Origin of the sequence: uncultured Pseudophaeobacter sp., assembly GCA_905479575.1 — a bacterium.
Classification (GTDB): Bacteria; Pseudomonadota; Alphaproteobacteria; order Rhodobacterales; family Rhodobacteraceae; genus Pseudophaeobacter.
On record CAJQNB010000069.1, the window covers coordinates 66,088 to 80,769 of the forward strand.

Below are 14,682 nucleotides of genomic sequence, written 5' to 3' on the forward strand. Positions count from 1 at the left end.
TCTTGGGTCCAGGTCGTTTGGCTAACGGGGTAGCTCTTGGGTCATTATGATGTCGGTTTGCCAAAGGCAGAGCCCCGCCACAGCACTGCAGCGGGGCCTGTCTTTTGTGTTGGCATTTACCTGACCCAATCTGGGCACAAATTTCAAGGGGGCGGAGCAATCTCTGCACCGGCAAATCGGCTCAATCAGCGAATTTTGCAGATTTTATAATGGGTTTGCGCGGAAAAATGCCATGATCCGGGAGATTGGGCAAATCAGCCTGCCACAGAAGATCAATCATCGTATTGCACCACTTCATATTCGATCCCGTCACTGTCGCGAAAGTAAAAGCGCAGACCGGGTTCGTAATCTGCGTGGTTGGTGGGGGTGAAACCGGCAGCCACCACCGCCGCTTCGGTGGCCTTGATGTCATCCACAACCACGGCCAGATGATTGAGCCCACCGCGGGTGGTGTAGCTATTGCCTGGCGCCTGTGGCCGGGTGGGCGGCTGATAAAGCGCCAGATAGCTGTCAGCGCCGCCAACGTGCAGGCTGACGCCGTTGTGGATCGAGGCCCCGGACCAGCGGGTATGCCAGCCAAAGACATCCGCCATCCAGGCAGCGGTAACCTGCGGGTCGGTGACGGTAATATTGGCGTGTTCCAGAATGGCGCTCATTTTCTTTCTCCTTTTTGAGTGGCGTTTACCTATGAGTCGCCTTACGGTAATTTCTAAACCTAACTTTAGCTCAAGCATTTTTTGAGCTTTTTTCAGGAGAACGACGAGATGGCAAAATCCGCAGGGGTGGCAATTGGCTACCTGTCCGAACGCACTGGCCTGGCGGTCTCGGCCATTCGCTACTACGAGGCGCAGGGGTTGCTGGAGCCCTGGCGCAACGCGGGCGGTCAGCGGCGGTTTCACCGGGCCGACATTCGCCGCCTCAGCTTCATCATGATTGCCCAGCAGTTTGGGTTTTCTCTGCCGGAGATTCGCGGTTTTCTAAAAACCCTGCCCGGCGGACGCACCCCGACGCCCGAAGATTGGGCGCGGATTTCAACCAGCTTCCGGGATCATCTGGATTCGCGAATCAAAACCCTGCAAAAGATGCGCGACAATCTGGATGGCTGCATTGGCTGTGGCTGCTTGTCTTTGCCCAAATGCAGGCTTTATAACCCGCAGGACCAAGCGGCCCAAAAGGGAAAGGGGCCGCGATATCTGATGGGAGACAGCCCCGAGACCGGCAAGACGCCGGAAAAAGGGGCCTGAGCGCCGGAAAATGCCTGTGCCCCTGCGGCAAAGCGTGGATCTGATGCAACTAACGCAGAGTTTGGATTGACCTGGTATGTTGCCAAACGCTAAGCAACCGCGAAAGAAAATTACTCCCAGCTCGCCCCCAGCGATGGGACCGGTAGCGAATACAATAGCCAAGGAGCAGCTCTATGGCCGAGATCGAACGCGAAACAATGGAATATGACGTAGTGATCGTTGGGGCAGGCCCCGCTGGTCTGTCTGCCGCGATCCGTTTGAAACAGCTGGATGCCGACCTTGAGGTCGTGGTTCTGGAAAAAGGCTCCGAGGTGGGGGCGCATATCCTGTCTGGTGCGGTGCTGGACCCTTGCGGTCTGGACGCGCTGATCCCTGACTGGAAGGAAAAAGGCGCGCCGCTGAATACTCCGGTAAAAGAAGACAACTTTTACATGCTGGGGGAAGCGGGCGAAATTCGGGTTCCCAACTTCCCGATGCCGCCGCTGATGAACAACCACGGCAATTACATCGTCTCGATGGGTAATGTCTGCCGTTGGATGGCCGAACAGGCCGAAGAGCTGGGTGTTGAGATCTTCCCCGGCATGTCCTGCTCTGAGCTGGTCTACGGCGACAAGGGTGAAGTCAAAGGCGTGGTTGCCGGTGTCTTTGGTCTGGAAGAGGACGGCTCTTACGGTCCCAACACCGAGCCAGGCATGGAGCTGCACGGCAAATATGTCTTCCTGTCGGAAGGGGTACGCGGCTCGCTGTCGAAAGAGGTCATCGCCAAATACGACCTGCAGGCCGGCAAGGACGTGCAGAAATACGGCGTCGGCATGAAAGAGATCTGGGAGATTGATCCCGCCAAGCACAAAGAAGGCACCGTCACCCATACCATGGGCTGGCCGCTGAACTCGAATGCTGGGGGCGGTTCCTTTATTTACCACCTGGAGAACAACCAGGTCTATGTCGGCTTTGTGGTGCATCTGAACTACAAGAACCCACATCTGTACCCCTACATGGAATTCCAGCGTTTCAAGCACCACCCCATGGTTGCCGATCTGCTGAAGGGCGGCAAACGTGTTGCCTACGGCGCCCGTGCCATTACTGAAGGCGGCTATCAGTCGATGCCCAAGCTGGTTGCACCCGGCGTGGCGCTGCTGGGCTGCTCGGCCGGTATGGTCAACGTGCCGCGCATCAAGGGCAACCATAACGCCATGCTGTCGGGGAAATCTGCCGCCGAGGCCGCCTACGCGGCAATCAAGGCCGATCGCTCCGGTGATGAGCTGCCCGATTACGAGGCCGCTGTACGCGATGGCGCCATTGGCAAAGACCTCAAGATGGTGCGCAACGTCAAACCGATGTGGTCCAAGTGGGGGCTGATGGCCTCGCTGATGCTGGGCGGTCTGGATATGTGGACCAACAACATTCTGGGCCTGTCCTTCTTTGGCACCATCAAACACGGCAAAAACGACGCCGAGGCGACCGAGGAAGCCTCCAAGCACCAGCCGATTGACTACCCCAAACCTGACGGGGTGCTGTCCTTTGACCGCTTGACCAATGTGTCCTTTGCCGCCACCAACCACGAGGAAAGCCAGCCCTGCCATCTGCGCCTGGCGGACCCCAACCTACCGATCTCGACCAACTTGCCCAAATTCGACGAACCGGCGCAGCGCTATTGCCCGGCCGGCGTTTACGAGGTGGTGGAAAAGGACGGCAAGCCGGAGTTTGTGGTCAACTTCCAGAACTGCGTGCACTGCAAGACCTGCGATATCAAAGACCCAAGCCAGAACATCACCTGGACCACACCCCAGGGCGGCGACGGTCCAAACTATCCAAATATGTAACGTTTGGGTGCATTCTCGGCACCCAGATAGGCAATCGAACGCCTTAAGAGCCGGTTGCATATAGAAATCACGTAAAATTGGGGCGGCCTTCGGGTCGCCCCATTGCGTGTCAGCTGGTCCCGCACTACGATTCGGTTTGAGCGAGCCGCACACGCAGAGGAGAACTCCAGGTGCCACTTTCACATTTTCGTAGCCTGACGGCGCTGGCCCTGGTTGCCTTTTCGACATCCGGATCTCTTGTAACAGCCCAAAGCGCAGCGGCAGAGGGTCTGGTCGGGGCCTATCTGGCCGGGCGGGCTGCCACCTTTGAAAGCGATTTTTCCACCGCGGCAGAGTATTACACCCGGGCGCTGGTGCGTGATCCCTCCAATCCGTTGTTGATGGAAAACGTGGTGTTTGCCCATCTGGCACTGGGGCAAATGAAACAGGCTCTCCCGGTGGCAGAGCGTCTGTGGCAGAACGAGGTGCGCAGTCAGGCTGCCAATATCGTCATGGTCGGCGGCTTTGCCCTGTCTGACGACTACCAGGCGATCCTGGATCGCAATCTGGAAATCCGCCAGATCCACCCCCTTGTCGACGGGCTGATTGAGGCCTGGGCGCAGATGGGCATCGGCTCTGTTGATAAGGCGATCGAGGTTTTTGATCGCGTCGCAGAGGAAGAGGCGCTGCGCCCCTTTGCAGACTATCACAAGGCGCTGGCCTTGGCGTCGGCGGGCAATTACGGCGGGGCCGAGGCGCTGTTCGCCGCTGATGATGGGCAGCTGACCCGGTTGTCGCGCCGCTCGGCGCTGGCACGGGTCGAAATCCAGTCGCAATTGGGCGAATTTGACCTGGCTCTTGCAACGTTGAATGACAGCTTTGGCGCGGGCAGTGATCCAGCCCTGGATGAAATCCGGGCTCGGTTGCAGGCAAAGGAAGCCCTGGGCTTTTCCATTGCCAGCACCGCCCGCGACGGCATTGCCGAGGTGTTCTTTACCCTGGCGGCAGTGATGAACGGCGAGGCCGCCAATGACTTTGTGCTGATGTATGCCCGTGTTGCCTCGGCCTTGAGCCCGCAACATGTGGATGCGGTGCTGCTCAGCGCAGAACTGCTGGACCAGCTGGGGCGCTATGAGCTGTCGATTGCCACCTACAAACAGGTGCCCAGCGATCACCCGGAATATTACGCCGCCGAAATGGGCCGCGCCGAAGCACTGCGCCGCGCCGCCAAACCGGATGCCGCCGCCGAAGTGCTGGAGCAATTGTTCAGGGATTTCCCTGACTTGCCGCAGATTTCGATCAGTCTTGGCGATCTGTTGCGCCAGCAAGAAGACTACGCCGGCGCCATTGCGGCCTATGATTCTGCGCTGTCCAATATGCCCGAAGAGGCCGGCAGCCGTTGGTTCCTGCACTATGCCCGCGGTATCTCTTATGAGCGGCTGAAAGACTGGCCAAAGGCCGAGGCAGATTTCCGCGCCTCGCTGGCGTTGCAGCCCGACAGCCCGCAGGTGCTGAACTATCTCGGCTATTCGATGATCGAAAAAGAAGACAGCCCGGAAAAGCTGGATGAGGCCCTGGGGATGATTGAACGCGCGGTCGCAGCGCAGCCGAATTCTGGCTATATCGTCGACAGTCTTGGCTGGGTGTTCTACCGCCTTGGCCGCTACACCGAGGCCGTGGCCCATATGGAGCGCGCGGTAGAGCTGATGCCGGTAGATCCGGTGGTCAGCGACCATTTGGGCGATGTCTATTGGGCCGTTGGGCGCCAGCGCGAGGCAGAGTTCCAGTGGAAACGCGCCCTGTCCTTCATCAAATCTGGTCGCGGCGATGGTGAGGCAGACCCGGATCGTATCCGCAAAAAACTAGAGCTGGGCCTTGAGGCGGTTCTGGAACTGGAAGGCTCTGCCCCGCTGCAGGTTGCCAATGGCGATTGAGGTCTTTGCGCCGGCCAAGATCAACCTGACCCTGCATGTCACCGGCCAACGGTCGGATGGCTATCACCTGCTGGATTCGCTGGTGGCCTTTGCCGATCTGGGCGATCGCCTGCGGCTGGAGGCTGGCCAGGATATGGCCATAGATCTGCGCGGCCCCTTTGCCGAGGGCGTCCCACGGGACGGGCGCAATCTGGTCTGGAAGGCGGCGCAGGGGCTGGGCTGGGCTGGTGCCATTCATTTGAACAAACAGCTGCCTCATGGGGCGGGGATTGGCGGTGGATCTTCGGATGCGGCCGCCGTGCTGAACGCTCTGGCCGCAGAGGGGCTGACAGTGCCGCCAGAGCTGCCGCTGTCCCTGGGGGCTGACCTGCCGGTCTGCATGGTTGCCAGGGGCGCACGGATGCAGGGCATTGGCGAGCAGATCATCCCGGTCTCCCTGCCGGACTTGCCGGCGCTCTTGGTCAATCCTGGTTGCCATGTGCCAACTGGCGCGGTGTTTTCGGGCCTCGCATGGCGTGACAACCCTGCCATGCCGGACGAGATCCCAAGTTTTGAGACGGCGAGAGACTGTGCCGTCTGGCTCAAGGATCAGCGCAATGATTTGGAAATTCCGGCGGCTTATGTGGCGCCGGAAATCGACCGGGTTCTTGCTGATCTGCGGTGCACCGGGAATGAAATGCTGTCGCGGATGTCGGGCTCTGGTGCCACCTGCTTTGCGCTTTACCCGACGCTAAAGGCCGCCCATATGGCCGCCTATGAGATCGGCGCCGAACACCCCGACTGGTGGATACAGGCGGTAACGCTGCGCTAGGGGGCTAGAGCTGCAGGTGAATGTGGTCGTCATGGCGCGCCGCCCGACATCCCTGAAACCGGATCTTTGCACTGTGTAGCCCCAGGCTTTGTTGCAGATGCGGCTCTACAAAGATCTTGCCGCTGCGCGGATCCCGCGCCAGGGTCTCAATCAGCAGACGATTGCGATCAGGCTCTAATCCATAGGTTTTCCACAGGGGCTGTAGCCAGGCCAGATCCCAGCGCAGGCTGAGCCATTGATCCGGGCAGCTGCTGGCGCCCTGTTCAAAGGCAAAATAACCAATTGGGCTGCGGGTTTGACCGGGCAGGTAACGCCCTGCAGCATCCACATAATAAAACGCCAGATCGACTTTTTCGCCGTCGTCATGGGACAGATGCGGCAGCAGTGGAAACCCGGTAAAAAAGGGAAAGCCCGCATCCAGTACCAGCGTCTGGGTGTCAGGATGGTCCGCCTCAACCTCCGCGGCGACGTCTTGCAACAGGGCTTTTAGCTCTGGCGTTACATAAGTCCGGTTGCTGGCGCAGTAAAACCAGGATTGTACCTGCAATGGCCCGCGCTCAAAACAGGACAGCGCGGTTCTGCCGGTCCTTGGCGCGACCCAGACCGCCAACACTGCCAGCCCCAGATACAGCCCTGCAAAGGCCAGGAGAGGCCTGCGAAACAGGCGCGACAGCCCCCAGGCAATGCCGCCGAGCTGGGTCAGAGCTGTGAGCAGGACAATGATGCAGCAGTGAAATACAAGGCGCAGCATGGGGCTATAATCCGTCCTGGGGCCGTTTGGTAAGACAAAGCACAGATAAAAACGCCCGCACAGTGGCGGGCGTGAGTGTTGGGTACTTTGGGGCCTGGTCTAGTGCAGGCGGGAGACCACATATTCGGCCAGATCATGCAGCATTTGCCGGATGGGGTGGTCGGGCAGCGGGGCGAGGGCCTGCGTTGCCGTCTCGGCCCAGAGCAGCGCATCCTGGCGGGTGGCCTCAAGCGTGGCGTATTTCGCCATCAAGGCCAGGGCCTGTTCCAGATCGCCCTCTTGCTGCTGGCCCTTTTCAATGGTGCGGGTCCAAAAGGCGCGTTCGTCATCGGTGGCCTGGGCCACGGCCTTGATTACTGGCAGGGTCAGCTTGCGCTCGCGGAAATCATCGCCGACGTTTTTGCCGGTTGCGGCGCTGTCGCCCTGGTAATCCAGCAGATCGTCGGCAATCTGAAAGGCAATGCCAAGCGCATCGCCGTAGTCAAACAGCGCCTTGACCTGCTCTGCCGGGGCCTCTGCGATGACGCCGCCAACTTCGGTGGCTGCCGAAAACAGGGCCGCTGTTTTGCCCCGGACCACCTGCAGATAGACTGCTTCATCGGTGGCCAGGTTTGAGGCGGCAGTCATTTGCAGCACCTCGCCTTCGGCAATGGTGGCCGAGGCATTGGCGAGAATATCCAGAACCCGCAGCGAGCCGGTTTCGACCATCAGCTGAAAACTGCGGGAGAACAGGTAGTCGCCAACCAGAACCGAGCTTTTGTTGTCCCACAGCAGATTGGCGGTGGGTCGGCCACGGCGTTGGCCGCTTTCATCCACCACATCGTCATGCAGCAGCGTTGCAGTGTGGATGAATTCTACCGTTGCTGCCAGTTTGATGTGATGGTCCCCCTCATAGCCACAGAGCTGGGCGGCAGCGAGGGTCAGCATGGGGCGCAGGCGTTTGCCACCAGCCCCTACCAGATGCGCCGTAACTTCGGGGATGCGCGGCGCATGTTTTGACGCCATGCGGGTCTGGATCAGTGTGTTCACCGCGTCCATTTCACCGCTCAAGGTGGCGGCGAGCAATTCATGCGGTTTTTGAGTCGTGACTTGATTCATTGCATTCCCGGCTTTCAGGCTCGACAAGATCGTAACCTTGCCCTTAGATCCATCCCCATGAAAGAACTTTTGCGCAGCACCGATCCGACTGTCCTGGCCTTTGCATCCGCCCTTCTTGAGGGTGAGGATATAGACTGCTTTCAGATGGACGTAAATATGAGCATCCTCGAAGGTGGCATTGGGATTTTTCCACGCCGTCTGATGGTGCGCGAAGACGACTATACACTGGCCAAACGCGCGATGCTGGACAACAAGATCCCGCTTGGCAATGACATATGACGCAGGGGGGCGGAGCAGGGCCAAACTCTGATGCGGGCTTTGCCGAGGAAAACCTGTCGCTGAACGATTTTCTGGGCGGCCGGGTGCAGCTGTGGCAACCTCGCGAAGGCTACCGAGCCGGGGTGGATCCGGTGCTTTTGGCCGCTGCGATGCCGGCACGGGCAGGGGAGCGGGTGCTGGAGCTGGGCTGTGGTGGTGGTCAGGCGCTGTTATGTCTTGGCGAACGGGTGCCGGGGCTAGAGCTCACAGGAGTGGAGCTGCAACCGGACTATGCTGCCCTGGCGCGCCGCAATGCAGCGCACAATGGTCAAACCGTTGAGGTGATCGAGGCCGACCTAGCGGCGCTGCCCAAAGATCTGCGCCAGCGCCAGTTTGATCATGTTTTGGCCAACCCGCCGTATTACCGTGCCGGTGCCCATAGCCCGGCCGAAGACATGGGGCGGCAGATTGCCTTGGGCGGTGATACGCCTTTGCAGGTCTGGGTTGAGACCGCAGCCCGTCGGCTGACCTATAAGGGCTATTTGCATATGATCCAGCGCGCCGACCGTTTGCCCGAGATCCTGACCGCCTGTCAGGGGCGTCTTGGCTCGATTGAGGTGCTGCCGCTGGCGCCGCGCCAGGGGCGTCCGGCAGAGCTGGTTTTGCTGCGCGCTCGCAAGGGAGGCCGGGCCGATTTTCGCCTGCACGCGCCGCTGATCCTGCACCAAGGGGCGCGACATCTGGCAGATGTAGAGAGTTATCAGCCTGAAGTGCGGGAAATTCTGCGCGAAGGCGCGGCGCTTTGCTGGCCCGCGACAAGATAGGCGCGACGCGGTTATATTGCAAGCTTTCAGGTGGCTTTTTTGGCGCTCTGGGCTCGATTTCACCCATAAAAATATGGCTTCTGGCGGGCTTTGGCCGATATGACAATTTCATGACAAAAACTATGCGTCTGCGGCGTGACAGGGGGCAAAACTTGTGGTCCACTCGTTTCAACCCCGCAGGTTCGGGGTTGTTAGTCTCGCTTTAAAAGGAGGAACGCCATGAGCCTCAGCTCGCATCTTACCGAACTGAAAAAGAAGCATGACCACCTGAGCATGGAAGTGGAGTACGCCCAACGATCCCCCAGTACCGACGGGTTGGAGATTGCCGGGATGAAGAAGCAAAAGCTGAAACTCAAAGAAGAGATTGAGCGTCTGTCAAGCGAAACAGAGACAGCATAAACGCCTATCGGTGCAGGGAAATGCCCCGGGAATTGCCGCCAGGCACCAGGGGATTTATGCCTCGCTGATATGAGCGATAGAATTTTCAGGGCTGCCAGATCTGGCAGCCCTTTTTATGGTGCGGTGGCCGTTGTGTCGGGGCGCAGGATCAGCCGCTTTTGGCGGCGATGGCAGCCCCAGCGGTAATCAGCGCGGCGGCCAGGGCCAAGGCCCAGCTGGGGTCCGCGACGCCGGCCAGAACCAGTACCAGGGTCGACAGCAAAGGCGCTGCATAAGAGCTGGTGCCGAGCATCTGAATGTCGCCCTGCTTGACGCCAATGTCCCAAACATAAAACGCCAGCCCCACGGGTCCTAATCCCAACAACAGGGTCGAGGCCCAGCCAAGTGTACCCTGTGGCCAGACGGTTTCTTCCACTGCAAAATGCAGCGCCCAGGATGCGATGGCAGTGGCGGTGCAAAACACCGAGACTGAACTGGTGGGGGCGGATCCCACCAGCCGCGACAGCACCGAATAGCTTGACCAGGTCAGCGCGCAGAGGAAGGCGAGGATATAGCCGGGCAGGTACTCTGCCTGAAAACCACCGGACCCACCGGTAATAATCGCCGCCGCCCCGGCAAAGCCCAGCAGTGCCCCGATCAGATGCCCTGGCCGTAGGCGCTCGCCGGGCAGAAGGCCGGAAAACAGCACGATCAGCAGCGGCCAAAGATAGGCAATCAGGCCTGCCTCGGCGGCGGGGGCCAGGCGCAGGGCCGAAAAATACAGGGCGTGATAGCCAAATAACCCAATCGAACCAAAGGCGTAGACCTTCCAGGAGATGTCTCGCAATTGGCCCAGACCACCCGTGCGCAAGGTCCAGATCAGCCCCAGGATGCCGCCAATGGTAAAACAGATCGCATTCAACAGTAGCGGTGGGGTTGGGGCAGAGCCGACTGTCAGCAGCGCCAGTAGCGCCCAGAGCAGAACGGCCACAAACCCAACTGCGGTGGCTGTGGAGCGGGTCATAGTGCGGCGATCTCCTCAACCGGGATAATGGTAAAATCATCGGATATATGCGCGGTTTTTTCGATCTCCGCCAGAAACCAATCGCGAAAAGCTGCGATTTGGGGGCGTTTTTCTGCGCCGGGCAAGCAGAGAAAACGAAACCGGGCCTGGCTTTCGATTGCCAGCTTGAAGGGGGCGACCAGGCGGCCCTCTTGCAGGTCAGAGATAATCATCGGTCGTCGCCCCAGCGCCACCCCCATGCCTGCGACGGCGGCGTTGATGGCATGGTCGGCATTGGAGAAATGGGTGCCATGCAGGGGGGTGTAATCAATCCCGGCGGCGCGGAACCAGGTGGGCCAGTCGCAGGGGGGCTGCAAAAAGTCGATGGAATCATCAAAAATCAGCGGTGCCTGCCGCAGGCTTTCTACGGTGGTAAATTGTTTGGCCAGTTCTGGCGACATCACTGGCGTCAGCCATTCTTTGCGCACCGGTACCGAATACAACCCATCATCTCCGCCATAGCCAAACCTGATCGCCACATCGACGTCATCGCGCGCCAGATCCATATTGCGCAGGGTGGCCGAAAACCTGAGGTCAATTTCAGGATGGGCGCGGGCAAAATCATAGAGGCGCGGCGCCAGCCATTTGGCCGTCAGCGCCGGGCCTGCGGTGACGGTCAGGCTGCTGTTGTCCTGCAACCGCTTGGTTGCCATCCAGGCGGTCGACAGGGTTTGGAAGCCTTCGGCAGCCCCTGGCGCCAGGGTACGCCCGGCTTCGGTCAGCTCTACCGCCCGGTTGAGGCGGCGGAACAAGGGCACGCCCAGGTGCTCTTCCAGGGATTTGATCTGAAACGACAGGGCGGCCGGCGTGACATTCAGTTCAGCCGCAGCCTGGGCAAAGGACATGTGGCGGGCAGCGGCATCAAAGGCGCGCAGGGCGGTGAGAGGGGGGAGACGATCTGACATGCTCACATAAGTAATACTTAACTGAAGCCTTGGAAAGTCTCGTTTGTGCCTTTTGCCATAAAAGCCCATGTTGGCTTTAGATAGACAATCCTAATCCGAACGGAGGCCGAGGCGATGGAATATTCAGCAAATAGCAACGTCAAGCAAGCGATGGAACGTGCACATGCAGAGCGCAGCCAGGCCCTGTTTTCCGGGTTGGCAAGACTGTTCCGGTTGCGCAAATCCGGGGCGACAAAAACCACTGGTCCAAAGGTGACCGGAATTGGGTTTTCCCGCTGGGCATAGTGCACATGTCCTTACGGGATTAAAAAGGGCCGGTCTGAAAAGACCGGCCCTTATCTGTTCTCTCATGTCGCCTCTGCCGCTGGTGCGGCGCAGGATCAGACGAAGAATTGACCGCCATTGGCCGAGATGGTGGAGCCATTGATAAAGCCCGAATCATCTGAAGCCAGGAAGGCAACGCAACGGGCGATCTCTTCGGGTTCGCCAAGGCGGCCGGTTGGGATCTGGGCGATGATCGAATCACGGACCTTTTCGGGCACGGCCATGACCATTTCTGTGGCGATATAACCAGGGCAGATTGCATTGGCAGTGATGCCTGCACGCGCGCCTTCCTGGGCCAGGGATTTGACGATACCCAGATCGCCGGCCTTGGTTGCGGCATAGTTCGCCTGGGCAAACTGGCCTTTTTGACCATTGATCGACGAAATCACGATGACGCGGCCAAATTTACGCTCGCGCATGCCGGGCCAGATCGGGTGAACGGTGTTGAACACGCCGGTGAGGTTGGTGTCGATCACCTCTTGCCACTGCTGCGGCGTCATTTTGTGGAAGGGCGCATCGCGGGTGATGCCTGCATTGGCCACCACGATGTCGATGGGGCCAAGGTCGGCCTCAACCTGGGCGATACCCGCTTGGCTTTCCTCATAGGAGCCAACGTTCCACTTGTAGGTCTTGATCCCGGTCTCTTCGGTGAACTTTGCCGCCGCTTCGTCGTTGCCCGCGTAGGTCGCGGCGACAGTGCAGCCCTGGTCCTTTAGGGCCTGCGAAATTGCTGCGCCAATGCCGCGTGAGCCGCCGGTGACGAGTGCAGTACGTGCCATTCAGTTTTCCTCCAATTCGATATTCGCTCGGTAATCTTGCTACCTATTGATAGTGCAATGCGCAACAATATTGCGCAATGAATTTTTGCCGCAATGCCGCGAAAATTGTCGCAGGTGCAGCAATACCTCCCTGTTGTAATAAAAAGGGCGCCAAACTGGCGCCCTGATCTATGTTAAACTGTGGTCCCGATTATGGGCGCTCCAGGCACATGGCGACGCCCATGCCGCCACCGATGCAGAGCGTGGCGAGGCCTTTTTTGGCGCCGCGCCGCTGCATTTCAAACAGCAGCGTGTTTAGCACCCGGCAGCCCGAGGCACCGATTGGGTGGCCGATGGCGATGGCGCCGCCGTTGACGTTGACGATTGCCGGATCCCAGCCCATGTCCTTGTTGACGGCGCAGGCCTGTGCGGCAAAGGCTTCGTTGGCTTCAACCAGATCCAGGTCGCTGACCGACCAGCCGGCCTTGTCCAGGGCTTTGCGCGAGGCGTAGATCGGCCCAACACCCATGATCGAAGGGTCGACACCGGCAGTGGCATAAGAGGCAATCCGCGCCAGCGGCGTGATACCGCGCTTTTCGGCGTCATCGGCGCTCATCAGCAGGGTTGCGGCGGCACCGTCATTCAAACCAGAGGCATTGGCCGCAGTGACTGATCCATCCTTGGTAAAGGCGGGGCGCAATTTTTGCATCGCTTCCATGGAGGCGCCATGGCGGATGTATTCGTCTTGATCCACCACGGTTTCGCCCTTGCGGGTCTTGATGGTGAAAGCCGCGATTTCATCGGCAAATTTACCAGCTTTTTGCGCCGCTTCGGCCTTGTTCTGGCTGGCGACAGCAAATTCGTCCTGCATTTCGCGGGAGATCTGCCATTTGTCGGCGACGTTTTCCGCTGTCTGACCCATGTGGTAGCCGTTGAAGGCATCCCACAGGCCATCGCGAATCATGGTGTCGATGTATTTCATGTCACCCATCTTATGACCGGCGCGCAGGGCGGCGGCATGGGGTGACAGGGTCATGTTTTCCTGGCCGCCGGCACAGACAATCGCGGCATCCCCAAGCTGGATATGCTGCGCGCCAAGCGCAACAGCACGCAGGCCGGAGCCACAGACCTGGTTGATGCCCCAGGCAGCACTTTCCTGTGGAAGGCCGGCATTGATATGGGCTTGGCGGGCTGGGTTTTGCCCCTGTGCGGCGGTCAGAACCTGCCCCAGGATGGTCTCGGAAACCTCGGATTTGTCAACGCCTGCGCGCTCTACCACGGCTTCCAGTACCGCACGACCCAGATCATGGGCGGGCGTATTGGCGAAAGCTCCGCCAAAACTGCCGACAGCGGTACGCGCGGCGGATGCAATTACAACATTGGTCATTATTTCTGGTCCTCTGCCATCAAACTCTCTCGTGAAGACATGCAATTATTCTGCGGTTCGTAAACTTACCGCAAAATCACAAATCCCCACCTCCCTCTCCGGGACAGATATAGCGTCTTGCTGCAGGTGCAGCAAATGACAGGGTGTCTCAGGGGTTGGGTTCGAGTCAACTGGCATAAGTCAAAAACGCAAAGAACCGCCCGGGGTGCGACCCGAGGCGGCTCAAATTTTTCTGCGGCGCAGCGATTTTTCCGCCCGGGGGCAAGACCTTAAGGAAACGGCACATGGTGGAGGGGCGCGGTCAACTATGTGTTAGGCGCGATTGCGCTGTTTCATCTTCTCCAGCCAGGGGGGCGAAACGGTTGGGGCCCCATAGAGGAAGCCCTGCAGGCAGTCGACGCCAATTGAAACCAGAAATTCGGCCTCGGCTTGGGTTTCTACGGATTCTGCCACAATCAACATATCGAACTGTTTGGCGATGCCCACCAGGGCGCGCACAACCGCCTGATTGTCGGGACAGTTGCAAATGTTGCGAATAAACTGCCCGTCGATCTTAACCGCATCAAAGTAGAAGTCGCGAAAGTGGCCAATGGCTGTGGTGCCCGCTCCAAAGTTGTCGAGCGCAAAGGCGATGCCATGCTTTTGCATACGATCCATAAAGTCGATGACCAGTTCCGGGGCCGCCATGGCAGAGGCCTCGGTGATTTCCAGAACCAGGCGTTCGCCAATGGTTGGGTCCTTTTTCAGAAACCTTTCCAGAACTTTAGCCCAGCGACTGTAGCCGATGGAACGTGCGGACATGTTGATAGAGAGACGAATTTGCGGTGATTGAGACAGGGCCCGTAGCCCGTGTTGCAGGGCAAGGCAATCCAGCTCACGACCGATTTCCTTATCATAGACCACATGCATAAAGTCACGCGCAGGAATAACCCGGTCGGTGGCGTCCAGAACCCGGATATAACCTTCGTAAAAGGCGATGTCATGGGGCGGCATCGCCTGCATGACAGGCTGATAGGCCAGCATGGTCTGATCGTGCTTGACCGCATCTGCAACCATATCCAGCGTCGAGTGATCCCGCGAGACCACTGCAGCGGAAAGCGGATCTTCAGCTCCTTCGGACATATTCGCCCGTCTCAGTTTTCGCT

Annotated in this window: 16 protein-coding genes; 8 read left to right on the forward strand and 8 right to left on the reverse strand. The window is 59.1% G+C overall.

The features are described from left to right. Positions 1-272: 272 nt before the first annotated feature. Positions 273-656 carry a VOC family protein gene (locus QZ268_RS16985; RefSeq protein WP_295454918.1) on the reverse strand — a complete coding sequence of 128 codons (384 nt, stop codon included), beginning with the start codon at positions 654-656 and terminating at the stop codon, positions 273-275. Between the two features lie 108 nt (positions 657-764). Between QZ268_RS16985 and soxR the strand changes: the two genes are divergently transcribed. The 4 genes from soxR to QZ268_RS17005 all read left to right on the forward strand — a co-directional run bounded on the left by soxR (position 765) and on the right by QZ268_RS17005 (position 5,791). Then, complete coding sequence (gene soxR / locus QZ268_RS16990) at positions 765-1,244, forward strand: redox-sensitive transcriptional activator SoxR (protein WP_295454919.1); 480 nt, start codon at positions 765-767, stop codon at positions 1,242-1,244. A gap of 173 nt (positions 1,245-1,417) precedes the next feature. Further along, complete coding sequence (locus QZ268_RS16995) at positions 1,418-3,067, forward strand: electron transfer flavoprotein-ubiquinone oxidoreductase (RefSeq protein ID WP_295454921.1); 1,650 nt, start codon at positions 1,418-1,420, stop codon at positions 3,065-3,067. A 170-nt stretch (positions 3,068-3,237) separates the two neighbouring features. Then, entirely contained in the window at positions 3,238-4,980 is a 1,743-nt protein-coding gene (locus QZ268_RS17000) for a tetratricopeptide repeat protein (RefSeq protein ID WP_295454923.1), read from the forward strand. After that, entirely contained in the window at positions 4,970-5,791 is an 822-nt protein-coding gene (locus QZ268_RS17005; protein ID WP_295454925.1) for a 4-(cytidine 5'-diphospho)-2-C-methyl-D-erythritol kinase, read from the forward strand. The genes QZ268_RS17000 and QZ268_RS17005 overlap by 11 nt, the downstream gene beginning before the upstream one ends. Positions 5,792-5,795: 4 nt before the next feature. On the opposite strand, the gene QZ268_RS17010 is transcribed toward QZ268_RS17005, so the two are convergent. Both QZ268_RS17010 and QZ268_RS17015 read right to left on the reverse strand, forming a co-directional pair. After that, positions 5,796-6,542 carry a hypothetical protein gene (locus QZ268_RS17010; protein WP_295454926.1) on the reverse strand — a complete coding sequence of 249 codons (747 nt, stop codon included), beginning with the start codon at positions 6,540-6,542 and terminating at the stop codon, positions 5,796-5,798. A 99-nt stretch (positions 6,543-6,641) separates the two neighbouring features. Further along, positions 6,642-7,640 carry a polyprenyl synthetase family protein gene (locus QZ268_RS17015; protein ID WP_295454927.1) on the reverse strand — a complete coding sequence of 333 codons (999 nt, stop codon included), beginning with the start codon at positions 7,638-7,640 and terminating at the stop codon, positions 6,642-6,644. 57 nt (positions 7,641-7,697) lie between these two features. Between QZ268_RS17015 and QZ268_RS17020 the strand changes: the two genes are divergently transcribed. The 3 genes from QZ268_RS17020 (at position 7,698) to QZ268_RS17030 (ending at position 9,121) form a co-directional block, all read left to right on the forward strand. Next, positions 7,698-7,919, forward strand: coding sequence for a DUF2007 domain-containing protein (locus QZ268_RS17020; protein WP_295454929.1), 222 nt, complete (start codon positions 7,698-7,700; stop codon positions 7,917-7,919). Then, the gene (locus QZ268_RS17025; RefSeq protein WP_295454931.1) at positions 7,916-8,722 is read left to right on the forward strand and encodes a methyltransferase domain-containing protein; all 807 of its coding nucleotides are present in this window, start codon (positions 7,916-7,918) and stop codon (positions 8,720-8,722) included. Before QZ268_RS17020 ends, QZ268_RS17025 begins: the two co-directional genes overlap by 4 nt. 219 nt (positions 8,723-8,941) lie before the next feature. Then, positions 8,942-9,121: a DUF465 domain-containing protein gene (locus QZ268_RS17030; protein ID WP_027241537.1), complete on the forward strand. Its 180-nt coding sequence runs from the start codon at positions 8,942-8,944 to the stop codon at positions 9,119-9,121. A 148-nt stretch (positions 9,122-9,269) separates the two neighbouring features. Here QZ268_RS17030 and QZ268_RS17035 read toward each other — a convergent pair whose 3' ends face one another. Next, entirely contained in the window at positions 9,270-10,124 is an 855-nt protein-coding gene (locus QZ268_RS17035) for an EamA family transporter (RefSeq protein ID WP_295454933.1), read from the reverse strand. Next, on the reverse strand, positions 10,121-11,068 hold the full coding sequence (locus QZ268_RS17040; RefSeq protein ID WP_295454935.1) for a transcriptional regulator GcvA: 948 nt from the start codon (positions 11,066-11,068) through the stop codon (positions 10,121-10,123). The genes QZ268_RS17035 and QZ268_RS17040 overlap by 4 nt, the downstream gene beginning before the upstream one ends. A gap of 114 nt (positions 11,069-11,182) precedes the next feature. Here QZ268_RS17040 and QZ268_RS17045 point away from each other — a divergent pair, with 114 nt between their 5' ends. Beyond that, entirely contained in the window at positions 11,183-11,353 is a 171-nt protein-coding gene (locus QZ268_RS17045) for a hypothetical protein (RefSeq protein WP_295454937.1), read from the forward strand. A gap of 95 nt (positions 11,354-11,448) precedes the next feature. Here QZ268_RS17045 and phbB read toward each other — a convergent pair whose 3' ends face one another. From phbB to QZ268_RS17060, 3 genes are all read right to left on the reverse strand, one after another. Further along, on the reverse strand, positions 11,449-12,171 hold the full coding sequence (gene phbB / locus QZ268_RS17050; protein ID WP_295454938.1) for an acetoacetyl-CoA reductase: 723 nt from the start codon (positions 12,169-12,171) through the stop codon (positions 11,449-11,451). A 190-nt stretch (positions 12,172-12,361) separates the two neighbouring features. After that, on the reverse strand, positions 12,362-13,537 hold the full coding sequence (locus QZ268_RS17055; RefSeq protein WP_295454940.1) for an acetyl-CoA C-acetyltransferase: 1,176 nt from the start codon (positions 13,535-13,537) through the stop codon (positions 12,362-12,364). A gap of 312 nt (positions 13,538-13,849) precedes the next feature. Further along, a complete protein-coding gene (locus tag QZ268_RS17060) occupies positions 13,850-14,659 on the reverse strand; it encodes an EAL domain-containing protein (protein WP_295454941.1) in 810 nt (269 codons plus the stop codon). Positions 14,660-14,682: the final 23 nt, after the last annotated feature.

Excerpts from the sequence above, each read along its gene's own strand:
- QZ268_RS16985 (WP_295454918.1), bottom strand. The coding sequence starts at position 656 with ATGAGCGCCATTCTGGAACACGCCAATATTACCGTCACCGACCCGCAG.
- soxR (WP_295454919.1), top strand. The coding sequence starts at position 765 with ATGGCAAAATCCGCAGGGGTGGCAATTGGCTACCTGTCCGAACGCACT.
- QZ268_RS16995 (WP_295454921.1), top strand. The coding sequence starts at position 1,418 with ATGGCCGAGATCGAACGCGAAACAATGGAATATGACGTAGTGATCGTT.
- QZ268_RS17005 (WP_295454925.1), top strand. The coding sequence starts at position 4,970 with ATGGCGATTGAGGTCTTTGCGCCGGCCAAGATCAACCTGACCCTGCAT.
- QZ268_RS17010 (WP_295454926.1), bottom strand. The coding sequence starts at position 6,542 with ATGCTGCGCCTTGTATTTCACTGCTGCATCATTGTCCTGCTCACAGCT.
- QZ268_RS17015 (WP_295454927.1), bottom strand. The coding sequence starts at position 7,640 with ATGAATCAAGTCACGACTCAAAAACCGCATGAATTGCTCGCCGCCACC.
- QZ268_RS17020 (WP_295454929.1), top strand. The coding sequence starts at position 7,698 with ATGAAAGAACTTTTGCGCAGCACCGATCCGACTGTCCTGGCCTTTGCA.
- QZ268_RS17025 (WP_295454931.1), top strand. The coding sequence starts at position 7,916 with ATGACGCAGGGGGGCGGAGCAGGGCCAAACTCTGATGCGGGCTTTGCC.
- QZ268_RS17030 (WP_027241537.1), top strand. The coding sequence starts at position 8,942 with ATGAGCCTCAGCTCGCATCTTACCGAACTGAAAAAGAAGCATGACCAC.
- QZ268_RS17035 (WP_295454933.1), bottom strand. The coding sequence starts at position 10,124 with ATGACCCGCTCCACAGCCACCGCAGTTGGGTTTGTGGCCGTTCTGCTC.
- QZ268_RS17040 (WP_295454935.1), bottom strand. The coding sequence starts at position 11,068 with ATGTCAGATCGTCTCCCCCCTCTCACCGCCCTGCGCGCCTTTGATGCC.
- QZ268_RS17045 (WP_295454937.1), top strand. The coding sequence starts at position 11,183 with ATGGAATATTCAGCAAATAGCAACGTCAAGCAAGCGATGGAACGTGCA.
- phbB (WP_295454938.1), bottom strand. The coding sequence starts at position 12,171 with ATGGCACGTACTGCACTCGTCACCGGCGGCTCACGCGGCATTGGCGCA.
- QZ268_RS17055 (WP_295454940.1), bottom strand. The coding sequence starts at position 13,537 with ATGACCAATGTTGTAATTGCATCCGCCGCGCGTACCGCTGTCGGCAGT.
- QZ268_RS17060 (WP_295454941.1), bottom strand. The coding sequence starts at position 14,659 with ATGTCCGAAGGAGCTGAAGATCCGCTTTCCGCTGCAGTGGTCTCGCGG.